Origin of the sequence: Streptomyces sp. NPDC057002 (assembly GCF_042673825.1) — a bacterium.
GTDB lineage: Bacteria > Actinomycetota > Actinomycetes > Streptomycetales > Streptomycetaceae > Streptomyces.
This window is the reverse complement of sequence record NZ_JBHURZ010000006.1, coordinates 427,466-440,946: the sequence shown is the minus strand read 5'-3', so window position 1 is coordinate 440,946 and position 13,481 is coordinate 427,466. Positions and strand designations below refer to the sequence as shown.

13 protein-coding genes are annotated in these 13,481 nt (G+C 71.4%); 10 read left to right on the top strand and 3 right to left on the bottom strand.

The window, feature by feature from the left end:
- Positions 1-235: 235 nt before the first annotated feature.
- The 6 genes from ACFT32_RS30245 to mscL all read left to right on the top strand — a co-directional run bounded on the left by ACFT32_RS30245 (position 236) and on the right by mscL (position 6,036).
- Entirely contained in the window at positions 236-1,765 is a 1,530-nt protein-coding gene (locus ACFT32_RS30245) for a potassium/proton antiporter (RefSeq protein WP_382495593.1), read from the top strand.
- A gap of 197 nt (positions 1,766-1,962) precedes the next feature.
- On the top strand, positions 1,963-3,282 hold the full coding sequence (locus tag ACFT32_RS30240; RefSeq protein ID WP_382495591.1) for an MFS transporter: 1,320 nt from the start codon (positions 1,963-1,965) through the stop codon (positions 3,280-3,282).
- A 67-nt stretch (positions 3,283-3,349) separates the two neighbouring features.
- A complete protein-coding gene (locus tag ACFT32_RS30235) occupies positions 3,350-3,691 on the top strand; it encodes an FmdB family zinc ribbon protein (protein ID WP_382495589.1) in 342 nt (113 codons plus the stop codon).
- A gap of 132 nt (positions 3,692-3,823) precedes the next feature.
- Positions 3,824-4,675: an S-methyl-5'-thioadenosine phosphorylase gene (locus ACFT32_RS30230; protein ID WP_382495933.1), complete on the top strand. Its 852-nt coding sequence runs from the start codon at positions 3,824-3,826 to the stop codon at positions 4,673-4,675.
- A 179-nt stretch (positions 4,676-4,854) separates the two neighbouring features.
- Complete coding sequence (locus ACFT32_RS30225) at positions 4,855-5,448, top strand: hypothetical protein (RefSeq protein WP_382495587.1); 594 nt, start codon at positions 4,855-4,857, stop codon at positions 5,446-5,448.
- A gap of 123 nt (positions 5,449-5,571) precedes the next feature.
- Complete coding sequence (mscL, locus tag ACFT32_RS30220) at positions 5,572-6,036, top strand: large conductance mechanosensitive channel protein MscL (protein WP_382495585.1); 465 nt, start codon at positions 5,572-5,574, stop codon at positions 6,034-6,036.
- A 145-nt stretch (positions 6,037-6,181) separates the two neighbouring features.
- On the opposite strand, the gene ACFT32_RS30215 is transcribed toward mscL, so the two are convergent.
- The gene (locus tag ACFT32_RS30215; protein WP_184598063.1) at positions 6,182-6,361 is read right to left on the bottom strand and encodes a hypothetical protein; all 180 of its coding nucleotides are present in this window, start codon (positions 6,359-6,361) and stop codon (positions 6,182-6,184) included.
- A 56-nt stretch (positions 6,362-6,417) separates the two neighbouring features.
- Here ACFT32_RS30215 and ACFT32_RS30210 point away from each other — a divergent pair, with 56 nt between their 5' ends.
- The 4 genes from ACFT32_RS30210 to ACFT32_RS30195 all read left to right on the top strand — a co-directional run bounded on the left by ACFT32_RS30210 (position 6,418) and on the right by ACFT32_RS30195 (position 11,101).
- Positions 6,418-7,647 (top strand): low temperature requirement protein A, encoded by a 1,230-nt coding sequence (locus tag ACFT32_RS30210; RefSeq protein WP_382495583.1) that lies wholly within the window; start codon positions 6,418-6,420, stop codon positions 7,645-7,647.
- A 104-nt stretch (positions 7,648-7,751) separates the two neighbouring features.
- Complete coding sequence (locus tag ACFT32_RS30205) at positions 7,752-8,792, top strand: P1 family peptidase (RefSeq protein WP_382495581.1); 1,041 nt, start codon at positions 7,752-7,754, stop codon at positions 8,790-8,792.
- Positions 8,793-8,957: 165 nt separating this feature from the next.
- Entirely contained in the window at positions 8,958-10,175 is a 1,218-nt protein-coding gene (locus tag ACFT32_RS30200; protein WP_382495579.1) for an Ig-like domain-containing protein, read from the top strand.
- 179 nt (positions 10,176-10,354) lie between these two features.
- On the top strand, positions 10,355-11,101 hold the full coding sequence (locus tag ACFT32_RS30195) for a DUF6227 family protein (RefSeq protein WP_382495577.1): 747 nt from the start codon (positions 10,355-10,357) through the stop codon (positions 11,099-11,101).
- Between the two features lie 12 nt (positions 11,102-11,113).
- Here ACFT32_RS30195 and ACFT32_RS30190 read toward each other — a convergent pair whose 3' ends face one another.
- The gene (locus tag ACFT32_RS30190) at positions 11,114-11,275 is read right to left on the bottom strand and encodes a hypothetical protein (RefSeq protein ID WP_382495575.1); all 162 of its coding nucleotides are present in this window, start codon (positions 11,273-11,275) and stop codon (positions 11,114-11,116) included.
- A gap of 117 nt (positions 11,276-11,392) precedes the next feature.
- The gene (locus tag ACFT32_RS30185; protein WP_382495573.1) at positions 11,393-13,480 is read right to left on the bottom strand and encodes a fructose-specific PTS transporter subunit EIIC; all 2,088 of its coding nucleotides are present in this window, start codon (positions 13,478-13,480) and stop codon (positions 11,393-11,395) included.
- Position 13,481 lies beyond the last annotated feature (1 nt).

The following is a 13,481-nucleotide window of genomic DNA, read 5'->3' as shown; positions in this document are numbered from 1 at the left end:
TGTCCTTGCTGTCCTAACGCGAGCGGCAGGTTCGGCTGTGCTTTTAACTGAGCGCTGGAGCAACGATAGGCGCAGGGCCTTGCGCCCCTTGACGCGGAGTCGGGAACCGGCACGGACGAACGTTCGATCTTGCCCTCGGCAACGTCAAGAAATCGTCAAGAGTTAGGTAAGGTAACGAAGTAGTTGGCGCGGTGCGCCACAGCTTCATGTGCGATGTACGTGAGCCCACGCGCGCGTGCGTGCGGGCCAGGGAAGGATTCGGCCGCTGACTGTTCACCACCTCAACCAGCTCCTGCTCGTCTGCTCGCTCGTCCTGCTCGTCGCCGTCGCAGCGGTACGGATCTCCTCGCGCAGCGGGCTCCCCAGCCTGCTCGTCTACCTGGGCATAGGCGTCGCCATGGGCCAGGACGGCGTGGGCGACATCCACTTCGACAACGCCGAACTGACCCAGGTCATCGGATACGCGGCCCTGGTCGTGATCCTGGCCGAGGGCGGTCTGGGCACGAAGTGGAAGGAGATCAAGCCGGCCCTGCCGGCCGCCACGGCACTGGCGCTGGCCGGTGTCGCGGTGAGCGTCGGGGTCACGGCGTCGGCCGCGCACTACCTGATCGGTCTCGAATGGCGGCAGGCGCTCATCATCGGGGCGGTCGTCTCCTCGACCGACGCGGCGGCGGTCTTCTCCGTGCTGCGCAAACTGCCCCTCCCCGCGCGCGTGACGGGCACCCTGGAGGCGGAGTCCGGCTTCAACGACGCCCCGGTGGTCATCCTCGTGGTCGCCCTGTCCGCGGCAGGCCCGGTCGAGCACTGGTACGTACTGCTGGGCGTGATCCTGCTGGAGCTGGCCATCGGCGCGGCCATCGGACTCGCGGTGGGCTGGCTGGGCTCCTGGGGGCTGCGGCATGTGGCACTGCCCGCCTCCGGCCTCTACCCGATCGCCGTCATGGCGATCGCCACGGTGGCCTACGCCGCGGGCGCGCTGGCCCACGGCAGCGGCTTCCTGGCGGTGTATCTCGCCTCGATGGTGATGGGCAACGCGCGGCTGCCGCACTGGCCGGCCACGCGCGGCTTCGCCGACGGGCTCGGCTGGATGGCCCAGATCGGCATGTTCGTGCTGCTCGGTCTGCTGGTCACGCCGCACGAGCTGGGCGACGACATCGTGCCCGCCCTCGCCATCGGGCTGGTGCTGACCATGGTGGCGCGTCCGCTGAGCGTGGTGGTCTGCCTGGTGCCGTTCCGGGTGCCGTGGCGTGAGCAGGCCCTGATGTCCTGGGCGGGACTGCGCGGGGCCGTGCCCATCATCCTGGCGACCATCCCCATGGTGGAGGGCGTCGACGCCAGCCGCCGGATCTTCAACATCGTCTTCGTCCTGGTCGTCGTCTACACCCTGGTCCAGGGTCCGACGCTGCCGTGGCTGGGCCGCAAGCTGCGCCTGGGCGACGGTTCGGAGGCCGCCGACCTCGGCATCGAGTCGGCCCCGCTGGAGCGGCTGCGCGGGCATCTGCTGTCCGTGGCGATCCCCGAGGGGTCGAAGATGCACGGTGTGGAGGTGGGCGAGCTGCGGCTGCCGCCCGGTGCCGCCGTGACGCTCATCGTGCGCGCGAACGAATCGTTCGTTCCGCTTCCCACGACGGTGCTGCAACGCGGGGACGAGCTGCTCGTCGTGGCCACGGACCCGGTCCGGGACGCGACGGAGAAGCGGCTGCGGTCGGTGGGCCACGGCGGCAAGCTGGCCGGGTGGCTGGGGACGGACGGGGCGAGTCGTTGAGACGGGTCCCTGTACGATGAACGTCTGACTCAAGATCGAACCAACTCTGTCTGACGCAGAGCTGGCGCGACCGTATGGCGGTCGGGACGACCCTCCTCACCGGGCCCCGGCATCTACCGCAGTTCCGCGCAAGAGGACAGCTCTCGGCGCCGCCCGCCTGCCGGGCCGCGCTACCAGGCGGCAGAAAGGCACGGGCCGTGGCATCCACGGTCACCTCGAAGAAGTCGAAGAACTCGAAGAACGCGAAGATCTCGCAGAACTCGACGGCTTCCACCCGCCCCGGATACGGCCGGCTGCTGCGCACCCGCGGCGCCTGGACGTTCCTGCTCCCCGGTTTCGCGGCACGCCAGCCGTTCGCGATGCTGACGATCTCCATCGTGCTGCTGGTGCAGCACACCACCGGCTCCTACGGAGCGGCGGGCGCCGCCGCGGCCGTCACCGGTGTCTCCATGGCCCTGTTCGCGCCCTACAGCGGCCGCCTCGCCGACCGCTACGGGCAGCGTGCCGTACTCATCCCCGGGGTACTGCTGCACGCGGTCTCCGGGCTGACGCTGACGGCGCTCGCGCTGCTGGACGCCCCGTTGTGGGCGGTGTTCGTAGCGGCCGTCCCGACCGGTGCTTCGGTGCCGCAGGTCGGTCCCATGGTGCGGGCCCGCTGGGGCGTGAAGCTCAAGGACTCGCCCCTGCTGACCACCGCGGCGGCCTTCGAGTCCGTCACGGACGAACTGACCTTCGTCGTCGGGCCGCTGCTGGCCACCGCCCTGTGCACGGCGATCGACCCGGCCGCCGGGCTGGTCACCGAGGCCTCGCTGACGCTGATCGGCGGTCTGCTGTTCGCCGCCCAGAAGAGCACCCAGCCCTCGATCGAGGACGGCGGCCACGCGCGCGTGGAGCACACCTCCGCGCTGCGCATCCCCGGTGTGCGTGTGCTGATGGTGACCTTTCTGGGCATCGGTGCCGTCTTCGGCGGCATGCAGGTCTCGCTGGCCGCGTTCACCGAATCGATCGGCGAACCGGGCCTGAACGGCGTCCTCTACGGCGTCTTCGCCGCGGGCAACATGATCTCCGGCCTCGTCTGCGGCGCGATCGCCTGGAAGGCGGCCCCGCAGCGGCGCCTGGTCATCGGCTACACGGCCCTCGCCCTCACCGCGTCGGGCCTGTGGGCCGCCCACTCGGTACCGGTCCTGGCGGGCCTCGGCCTGCTGGTCGGCATGTGCATCGCGCCCGCCCTGATCACCGGCTACACCCTGGTCGACGGCCTGGTACCGGCCGGTGCCCGTACCGAGGCCTTCACCTGGCTGACCGGCGCGGTGGCACTCGGCCAGGCGGCCGCCGTCACCGTCGCCGGGCAACTGGAGGACCGCCTCTGGGGCGGTGCCGGTTTCCTGGTGCCCATGGGCGGCACCGTGCTCGCCCTGGCGACCCTCCTGGCCCTGCGTTCCCGGCTGTCGGGGCGTGCCCACGGGCGGACGGTCGCACGTGGCGTGGGTCACCGCGTGCCGGTGGCAGTGGACTGAGCGGCTGGAATACGTCACTATGGACCGTCGTTAGCACTCATCGAGTGAGAGTGCCAGGAGGAAGACAGTGCCGACCTACCAGTACCAGTGCACCGAGTGCGGCGAGGGCCTCGAGGCGGTGCAGAAGTTCACCGACGACGCCCTCACCGAGTGCCCGAACTGCCAGGGCCGCCTGAAGAAGGTGTTCTCGGCGGTCGGCATCGTCTTCAAGGGCTCCGGCTTCTACCGGAACGACAGCCGCGGCTCCTCTTCGAGCAGCTCCCCGGCGAAGTCGTCGAGCTCCTCGTCGTCCTCCGACTCCGGCTCGGGCTCCGGCTCGGGTTCCGGTTCGAGCTCTTCCTCCAGCTCGTCTTCGAGCTCTTCGTCGGGCACGGGCAGCTCCACCAGCAGCAGCACCACCGCCGCGTAAGACCTGATTCCTCCGGGACCCTGCCGCCCTTCGGGCGACGGGGTCCTCGGCGTTTGTGCGTGCGGTTAGGGTGCGGACATGGCGAACAAGGCGAACGTGGCGGGCCCGGCGGATGTGGTGGGCTCTGCGGACGTGGCGGGCCCGGCGGACGGGCAGGGCGCCGGGATCGGCGTCATCGGCGGCTCCGGGTTCTACTCCTTCCTCGACGACGTGACCGAGGTGCGGGTCGACACCCCGTACGGGGCGCCCAGCGACTCCCTCTTCCTCGGCGAGGTCGCCGGCCGGCGGGTCGCCTTCCTGCCGAGGCACGGGCGGGGCCACCACCTGCCGCCGCACCGGATCAACTACCGGGCCAATCTGTGGGCACTGCGGTCGGTCGGTGTGCGCCAGGTGCTCGCCCCGTGCGCCGTGGGCGGTCTGCGTCCCGAGTACGGGCCGGGCACGCTGCTCGTGCCGGACCAGCTGGTCGACCGGACGAAGTCCCGCGCGAACACGTACTTCGACGGGGAGCCGCTGCCCGACGGGTCGGTGCCGAACGTGGTGCACGTGTCGCTGGCCGACCCCTACTGCTCCACCGGGCGGGCCGTCGCGCTGAAGGCGGCGCGCGGCCGGGAGTGGGAGCCGGTGGACGGCGGCACGCTGGTCGTGGTCGAGGGGCCGCGCTTCTCGACCCGTGCCGAATCGTTGTGGCACCAGGCGCAGGGCTGGTCGGTGGTGGGGATGACCGGGCATCCCGAGGCGGCACTCGCCCGTGAGCTGGAGCTCTGCTTCACGTCTCTGACCCTGGTCACCGACCTCGACGCGGGTGCCGAGAGCGGGGAGGGCGTCTCGCACGACGAGGTGCTGCGGGTGTTCGCGGCGAACGTGGGGCGGTTGCGGGGGGTGCTGTTCGACGCGGCGGCCGGGTTGCCGGGGGAGGACGAGCGGGACTGTCTGTGTGGCGGGGCGTTGGGTGGGATGGATCCGGGGTTCGTGTTGCCGTAGCCGGAAGGCGCTGCTCCTTCTGGGCATGGGGAGGCGGAACTTGCCGTTCGGGTGAGGGAGTTGTCCACAGGCTGGGGGTAGCTCCACAGGCCTGAGCGGGCGGCGGCGGGAAGCCTCATCGTGGGGAGCGCATCCGGTCCTCGTCGCAGGTGGTGGTTCCCGTGTCCCTCGCTCCGCTCATGTCTTCCCTGTCCGGCGGCTCACCCGTCGCCGCGCTCCCGCCCGGCCCCGAGGTGCCCGCGGCGCGCGAGGTGCCGCGCTTCGATCCCGTGCGGGTGCGCGGGGGCCGGTACCGGTCGGGCCGGCTCGGGCGGCACCGGCGGCGGGCCCTGGCCGTCGGGCTCGCGGTCACCGCGACCGCGCTGGTGGCGGCGGGACCTCGTGACGGTGACGGAGCCCGTGGTCAGCCCCGGGGTCAGTCTCCCGCGCACACGGCCTCGGTGTCCGGGGAGCGGTCGGCGGGGACGGGCGGTGCGGGGACAGCCGGTGCCGCGGGGGCGGGGGCGGTGACGGCCCCCATCCGGATCGCCGACGCGGCGACGGTACGGCTGCTGCGGCCGGGCGACCGGGTCGACGTCATCGCCGCCGAGGGGACGGCGCCGGGCGGCGATGCCCGTGTGGTCGCTCGCGGGGCCAGGGTGACGAAGGTGCCGGAGCCTCTGGAGGGCGCGACCGACGGCGGGGCGCTGGTCGTGCTCTCGGTGCCGCGTGCCACCGCAGCCCGGCTCGCCGGGGCGAGCGCCACGGCACGGTTGGCGGTGACGCTGTGGTGATGCTGTGCACGATTTCGTCAAGGCCCTCGTTCGAGGGACCCAGGTACTCGGTTCGGCCCAAGCGTGACGTAGGTTGCGGAGCGTTTTGTTCCATGAGCTGCTCGTGCGAGGAAAGGCCCCGAGGTGAGCGAGAAGAAGGAACCGAGCCTCTGGGAGGGCTTCAAGGCCTTCCTGATGCGCGGGAACGTCGTCGATCTGGCTGTGGCGGTGGTGATCGGCGCCGCGTTCACGAACATCGTCAACGCCGTGGTCAAGGGGATCATCAACCCGTTCGTCGGGGCCATCGGGACCAAGAACCTCGACCATTACAGCTCCTGCCTGAGCTCGACGTGCAAGGGCGAGGAGGGCATCCAGATCGCGTGGGGCTCCGTCCTCGGCGCCACCCTGAGCTTCGTGATCACGGCTGCGGTCGTCTACTTCCTGATGGTCCTGCCCATGGCCAAGTACCTGGCCCGCCAGGAGGCCCGCCGCAAGGCGAAGGAGGGCACGCAGGAGGTCCTCGAGGTGACCGAGCTGGAGGTGCTGAAGGAGATCCGGGACGCGCTGGTCGCACAGCGCGGCCCGGGGCAGGACCAGCAGGAGAGGTAACGCCACGGGCGGCGGCCGGGCCGGCGCGGAGAGGCCGGCGCGGCCTTGCCCGGAGAGAGCGGGGCCGCCTGGCCGGGATGTGGCAGGGCCGCCTTGCCCAGAGGAGGTCGGGCCGCCTGGCTCAGACCTGGCGGAGCCGGCCGGCTCAGATGTGGTGGGGCGGCTTCTCGTCGAGGAAGCGCTTGAGGTCGGCCGCGCCGCCGCCGGAGTCGGTGCGCTCGCCCCAGCCGCGGTCGGTGTCGTCGGAGGACTGCTGGTCGAGCGGGTCGTCGAAGACCAGCGCCGGCTTCGGCGCGCGCGGCTCTGGATCGGGGGCGCTACTCATGCGTCCAGGGTACGGTCGCGGAGAAAATCCCCGCGCCTTCTGCTGTGCTGGGAATCATGACGTCCAGCCCCACTCCCCCGCCCGTCCCCTCGGGCCCACCCGGCGACCGGGGACCGCTGCGCAGGCTCAGGGCCCGCGGACGCGACGAGGCGCACCGGACGGCCTCGCCGCTGGAGCTCTTCTTCGACCTGTGCTTCGTCGTGGCCGTCGCCCAGGCGGGCATCCAGCTGGTGCACTCCGTCGCCGAGGGCCATGCCGGCGAGGGGATCCTCGACTACGCGATGGTGTTCTTCGCCGTGTGGTGGGCGTGGATGAACTTCTCGTGGTTCGCCTCGGCGTACGACAACGACGACGTGCTGTACCGGGTCGTCACTCTTGTGCAGATCGCGGGTGTGCTGATCCTCGCGGCGGGGGTCTCGCAGGCGTTCGAGGAACACGACTACCTCGTGGTCTGGCTGGGCTACGTGATCATGCGGCTGGCCCTGGCGACGCAGTGGCTGCGGGCGGCGCGCGCCGCCGAGGGCCCGGAGCGGACGACGGCCCTGCGCTACGCCGGCGGTGTGCTGCTGTGCCAGGTCGGCTGGCTGGGTCTGCTGCTCCTGCCCGAGGACGCCCGGCCCTGGTGGTTCCTGGTGATGGCGCTGCTGGAGATGTGCGTGCCGCTCGTCGCGGAGAGGGGCCACCCCACGGCCTGGCATCCCCGTCATATCGCGGAGCGCTACGGACTGTTCACCATCATCGTGCTCGGCGAGACGATCGCCGCGGCCACGATCGCCGTGAAGTCCGGTGTCGACGAGAACGACGCACTGGGCGAGCTCCTCCCCATCGCGTCGGGCGGGCTGCTGATCATCTTCGCCGCGTGGTGGATCTACTTCGTGGTGCCCATCCACGGCCATCTGCGGTCCAACCGGCAGGCTTTCCTGTGGGGCTACGGCCACTACGTGGTCTTCGCCTCGGCGGCCGCGATCGGGGCCGGACTGGAGGTGGCGGTGGAGCAGACGGGCGGCAAGGCGCACATCTCCACGCTGGCGGCGTCGGCCGCCGTGACCCTGCCGACGGCCCTGTATCTGCTCACCGTGTGGGCCCTGCACTCGCGTCACTTCAAGGCGGGCATCGCCCAGCAGCTGGTGCTGCCGACGACGGCACTGCTGGTGATCTGCTGCACGTTCCTGGATGACTGGGCGGTGCTCGCGGCGGGCGTGGTCTGCGCGCTGTCGGTGGTGGCGGGAGAGGTGCTGGCCGCGCGCCCGGCGAGGGCCCAGGTGCCTTCGAGCCGGACGGCCTGACGCCCCCGACCGGCCTGACGCCGCCGACCGGCCTGACGCCGCCGACCGGCCCGACGGCGCCCGGTACGCCCGCGACGGCCGACGACTGGACAACACTGGGCGCCATGACAGTTGACGCATCGGTGGACGCTCTGACAGATGTCTCCGGCCTGCGCGTGGGGCATGCGACCCGCGCCGGCGACGGCTGGCTCACCGGCACCACGGTCGTGCTCGCCCCGGAGGGCGGGGCCGTGGCCGCCGTGGACGTGCGGGGCGGTGGCCCCGGGACCAAGGAGACTGACGCGCTCGACCCGCGCAACGTGGTGCGGAAGGTCGAGGCGATCGTGCTGACCGGCGGCAGCGCCTACGGGCTGGACGCCGCCTCGGGGGTGATGGCCTGGCTGGAGGAACGGGGGCGCGGGATCCGGGTCGGGGCGGACCCGGCGCATGTCGTGCCGGTGGTGCCCGCCGCCTGTGTCTTCGATCTGGGGCGGGGCGGCGACTTCCGGGCCCGGCCGGACGCGGCCACCGGCCGGGCCGCGGTCGAGGCGGCGGCGGCGAGCGAGCTCGGCGCGCGGGTGGCCCAGGGGTGTGTGGGCGCCGGCACGGGGGCGGTGACCGGGGTGGTGAAGGGAGGTATCGGCAGCGCGAGCGCGGTGCTCGGCTCGGGTGTCACGGTGGCCGCGCTGGTGGTGGCCAACGCGGCGGGTTCGACGGTGGATCCGGAAACGGGGGTGCTGTACGGGGAGTTGTTCCAGGGACGGGTGGAGTACCCGGAGGCGGAGGTCCACGCGGCCGCGCGGCGGCGCCTCGCCGAGACGGCCGCGAGGAGCGCGCCTCCGCCGCTCAACACCACGCTCGCGGTGGTCGCCACGGACGCGGAGCTGTCGAAGGCCCAGGCGCAGAAGCTGGCCGGCACGGCTCACGACGGCATCGCCCGCGCCGTGCGGCCGGTGCACCTCCTCAACGACGGGGACACGGTGTTCGCGCTGGCGACGGGAGACCGCGCCCTGGACGCCGCGAACCCGCTCGCCCTCAACGAGGTCCTCGCGGCCGGCGCCGATGTGGTGACCCGCGCCATCGTGCGGGCGGTGCGCGCCGCCGAGTCGGTCGACGGTCCTGGCGGGGCGTGGCCGTCGTACGGGGAGTTGTACGCGGGCCGCTGAGCGGGCGGGCTCCCACAGCGGCCCCACAGCGATGCCGGACATTGTCGCGGCCATGTAACGGTGATGTCGTTCCTGGCGGTCGGACGCAACCCGAACGGCCGCCCGGTCCCTCTTCCTTCACGTACTGGAGCGGATCACTCACATCACACGAACTGGGAGCAGCCCGTGACAACGCCGGACATTGCCGCGCGGCGCACACTGGGGGCCTGTGCCGCCCTGATGGTCGGCGCCCTGACGCTCACCGCCTGCGGTGGCAGCGCCAACGCCGATGACGACGCCAAGGGCGGCAAGGGCACGGGCAATACGTCCGTCGCGAAGATCGCCATCTCGGCGAAGGACGGCTCGACGGGCGCGTCCATCAATTCGACCGGCGTGAAGGTCAGCGACGGGAAGCTGACCGACGTGAAGATGACGGTTGCGGGCGACGGTCAGTCCGTGCCGGGCTCGATCTCCTCCGACGGCAAGGCGTGGAAGCCGAAGGAGCAGCTGGAGCGCGGCACGAAGTACCAGATATCGGCGACCGCGAAGGACACGGACGGCCGGACGGCCGCGGCCAACTCGATCTTCACGACGGTGTCGTCGTCGAACAGCTTCATCGGGACGTACACGCCGGACAACGGCACCACGGTCGGCGCGGGCATGCCGGTGTCGTTCACCTTCGACAAGGCCATCACCGAGCGGAAGGCCGTGCAGTCGCGCATCACGGTCACCTCCAGCAGCGGGCAGGAGGTGGTCGGGCACTGGTTCAACGGGCAGCGGCTCGACTTCCGGCCCGAGGAGTACTGGAAGGCGGGCTCCAAGGTGACGATGAAGATCGACCTGGACGGGGTCGAGGGCGCGAACGGCGTCTACGGTGTGCAGAAGAAGACGGTCACCTTCACCGTCGGGCGCTCGCAGGTCTCCACGGTCGACGTCAACACGCAGACCATGACGGTCGTCCGGGACGGCAAGACCATCAAGACGATCCCGATCTCGGCGGGCAGCCCGGAGCACACCACGTACAACGGGCAGATGGTGATCTCGGAGAAGTTCAAGCAGACCCGGATGAACAGCCGGACGGTCGGTCTCGGCGGTGAGTACGACATCCCGGACGTGCCGCACGCGATGCGCCTGACGACGTCCGGCACATTCATCCACGGCAACTACTGGTACAACAAGGGCAATCCGCCCTTCGGGCGCCAGGGCACCAGCCACGGCTGCGTCGGCCTCGCGGATGTCCAGGGCGCCGGGGGCAGCACGCCCGCCAAGTGGTTCTACGACAACTCGCTCATCGGCGACGTGGTGATCGTGAAGAACTCCCCCGACAAGACGGTGTCGCCGGACAACGGGCTCAACGGCTGGAACATGGACTGGAGCCAGTGGGTCGCGGGCAGCGCGTCCTGATCGGCTGAACATCCGCCCCAACTGGGGTTCTTGACGGACCGACCGGGCCGCGCGGGAACTTTTCGCGCGGCCCGCGCGTTTTCCCGGACGTACGTTTTCTCGGTTCCCGGACATGATGTCCGACCGAGGGGCTACGGTATGCACCCACAAGGTGACATGCAGCAACGCCGGGAGAAACCTTGAGCGTTCCGTACGAGACGGCAGCGTACGAACCCCACGACTCGCCCGAGTCTCCGGAGGAGCACCTCGCGCGACTCCTCGGCCGCGCCCTGAACTCCTTCGAGCTACCGGACGAGACGATCAGGCGGCTGGACTGCGCTCTGGCCCACGACGGTTCGCTGCACTCCGCGCACCACAGCGCGGGCCTGCACCGGGAGACGTACCGGCACACATGGCTGCTCGCCGACGGTTCGGCGCTCACCCTGTGGGAGCTCGTCCACAACACGGCGCTGGGCAGCGAACCGCAGCACGAGGTCTATGTGGACGAGGAGGAGCTGCGGGCCGCGACCGCGCGTCTGCCGCTGCCGCCGGACACCCCCGACTTCGAACTGCCGGTGACGGTGCAGCTGTCGCCGGTCCCCGCGCCCCGGCACGCCTATGCCGCCGACGACTCGGCGGACCACGCGCGCCGGTTACTGCGCCGGGCGGAGAACACGGACCGGCCGGGGGCGGACACGGCGGCCCTGCTGGCCACGGCGTCCGGCCATCAGATCACCCAGGCCTTCGGCCGCCCCTGCCGCGCCGGGCGGGCGAGGCTGGGCTTCTCGCTCTACGAGCACGCGTTCCTGCTGCGCGACGGCGCGGAGCTCTCCCTGTGGGAGGTCGAGCACACGGCGACGCCGGACGGGCGGCACATGTGCGAGGTGTACGGCAGCGAGGACGCGGCGCGCGATGCGATGGAGCGGCGGGCGGCGCAGCTTTCGTAGGGCGCGGTCTTCCTAGACGCCCCGGTCTCCGCCCAACTGGCGTACCAGCTCGGTGAAGGCGTCTCTCTCCTGCGTGGTGAGCTCCACGGACTCCGACCGGGGGCCTGTCTGCCGCTGTTGCGGGAGAGCGGGGAGGGAGTGGCCTTCGGGCCACCCGGAGAGGTGCTCAGGCATGCGCCCCAGTAGACACCACGGCCCGGGACTTCGGTCCCGGGCCGTGATTTTCGTGATCTATCTCGCAGGTGGCGTGAACGGTTCACATGCCTTGAAAGGGACGGACCGCGACGGGTGTCACGCAGCCACCGGCTGCTTGCTCTCCGCCGCCGGGGCCGCGGTGCCCTCGCCGGGCGCCGCGGCGGCTCCCGGGACCTGCTTGCGCATGCCCTTCAGGACGATCACCAGGGCGGTAGTGACGCAGACGCCCGCGGCGATGGCGACCAGGTAGAGGAGCGGGTTGCCGATCAGCGGGACCACGAAGATGCCGCCGTGCGGGGCGCGCAGGGTGGCGCCGAAGGCCATCGACAGGGCGCCCGTGATCGCGCCGCCCGCCATGGAGGCCGGTATGACGCGCAGCGGGTCGGCCGCGGCGAACGGGATCGCGCCCTCGGAGATGAAGGAGGCGCCGAGCACCCAGGCGGCCTTGCCGTTCTCGCGCTCGGTCGCGTTGAAGAGCTTGCCGCGCACGGTCGTGGCCAGGGCCATCGCCAGCGGGGGCACCATGCCGGCCGCCATGACCGCCGCCATGATCTTCATCGCGGAGTCGCTGGGGTCGGACACCGCGATACCGGCCGTGGCGAAGGTGTAGGCGACCTTGTTGACGGGGCCGCCGAGGTCGAAGCACATCATCAGGCCGAGGAGGGTGCCGAGCAGGACGGCGTTGGCGCCGGACAGGCCGTTCAGCCAGTCGGTCATGCCCTTCTGCGCCTCGGCGATGGGCTTGCCGATGACGACGAACATCAGGAACCCGACGATCGCCGAGGAGATCAGCGGGATCACCACCACCGGCATGATGCCGCGCAGCGCCGGCGGGATGTTCACCTTCTGGATCGCGATCACCACGCCACCGGCGATCAGACCGGCCGCCAGGCCGCCCAGGAAGCCGGCGTTGATGGTCAGGGCGATCGAGCCGCCGACGAAGCCGGGCACGAGTCCGGGCCGGTCGGCCATGCCGTAGGCGATGTAGCCGGCCAGGACCGGGACGAGGAAGCCGAAGGCGACGCCGCCGATCTGGAAGAGCAGGGCCGCCCAGCTGTCGGCCTGCGTCCACAGGAAGTGGTCCATCACCGACGGGGCCTTGTTGACCTTGTAGCCGCCGATCGCGAAGCCGAGGGCGATGAGCAGACCGCCCGCCGCGACGAACGGGACCATGTAACTGACGCCGGACATCAGCCACTTGCGCAGCTTGGTGCCGTAGCCCTCGCCGGAGTCGCCGGTGCGCTCGACGGGCGTGGCGCCCGGGGAGCCGGAGGTGACCTCGCCGCGCGCGGCCTTCTCGCGGACCTCCGCGATGAGTTCGGCGGGGCGGTTGATGCCCGCCTTCACGCCGACGTCGACGGTCGGCTTGCCGGCGAACCGGTCCTTCTCCCGTACGGAGACGTCGTGGGCGAAGATCACACCGTCCGCCGCCGCGATGACCTCCGGGTCGAGGCGGGTGAAACCGGCCGAGCCCTGGGTCTCGACGGTGACCTCGACGCCCGCCTCACGGCCGGCGTTCTCCAGCGACTCCGCCGCCATGTAGGTGTGGGCGATGCCGGTGGGACAGGAGGTGACGGCGACGATGCGGAACGGGCGCTCCTCGGGAGCGCCGGCGGCGTCATCGGTGGTGGTGCTGACCGTGGCGGCGGCGGGAGAGGCCGCTCCCGCCGACGCCACGGTGTCTTCGGAACCCGCTTGCGCGGTTTCGGAACCCGCTTCCGCGGAGGACTCGGCGGAGTCGGGCTCTTCGCCGCGGATCAGCGCCGCCGCGGCCGCCGCGTCGCCCGCCGAGCGCAGCGCGTCGGTGAACTCCGTGTTCATCAGCTGGCGGGCCAGCGACGACAGGATCGTCAGATGGGCGTCGTCGGCACCGGCCGGCGCGGCGATCAGGAAGATCAGGTCGGCGGGGCCGTCCGTCGCGCCGAAGTCGATGCCGTCGGAGCTGCGCCCGAAGGCGAGCGTCGGCTCGGTGACGTGCTCGCTGCGGCAGTGCGGGATGCCGATGCCGCCGTCGAGGCCGGTCGGCATCTGGGCCTCGCGGGCGGCCACGTCGGCGAGGAAGCCGTCCAGGTCGGTCACCCGGCCCAGGGCCACCATGCGCTCGGCGAGGGCGCGCGCCGCCGCTTCCTTGGTGTCGGCGGACAGGTCGAGATCGACCAGGTCCGCGGTGATCATGTCGCTCATC

Excerpts from the sequence above, each read along its gene's own strand:
- ACFT32_RS30225 (WP_382495587.1), top strand. The coding sequence starts at position 4,855 with ATGTCTTCCCTGTCCGGCGGCTCACCCGTCGCCGCGCTCCCGCCCGGC.
- ACFT32_RS30215 (WP_184598063.1), bottom strand. The coding sequence starts at position 6,361 with ATGAGTAGCGCCCCCGATCCAGAGCCGCGCGCGCCGAAGCCGGCGCTG.
- ACFT32_RS30210 (WP_382495583.1), top strand. The coding sequence starts at position 6,418 with ATGACGTCCAGCCCCACTCCCCCGCCCGTCCCCTCGGGCCCACCCGGC.
- ACFT32_RS30205 (WP_382495581.1), top strand. The coding sequence starts at position 7,752 with ATGACAGTTGACGCATCGGTGGACGCTCTGACAGATGTCTCCGGCCTG.
- ACFT32_RS30190 (WP_382495575.1), bottom strand. The coding sequence starts at position 11,275 with ATGCCTGAGCACCTCTCCGGGTGGCCCGAAGGCCACTCCCTCCCCGCT.
- ACFT32_RS30185 (WP_382495573.1), bottom strand. The coding sequence starts at position 13,480 with ATGAGCGACATGATCACCGCGGACCTGGTCGATCTCGACCTGTCCGCC.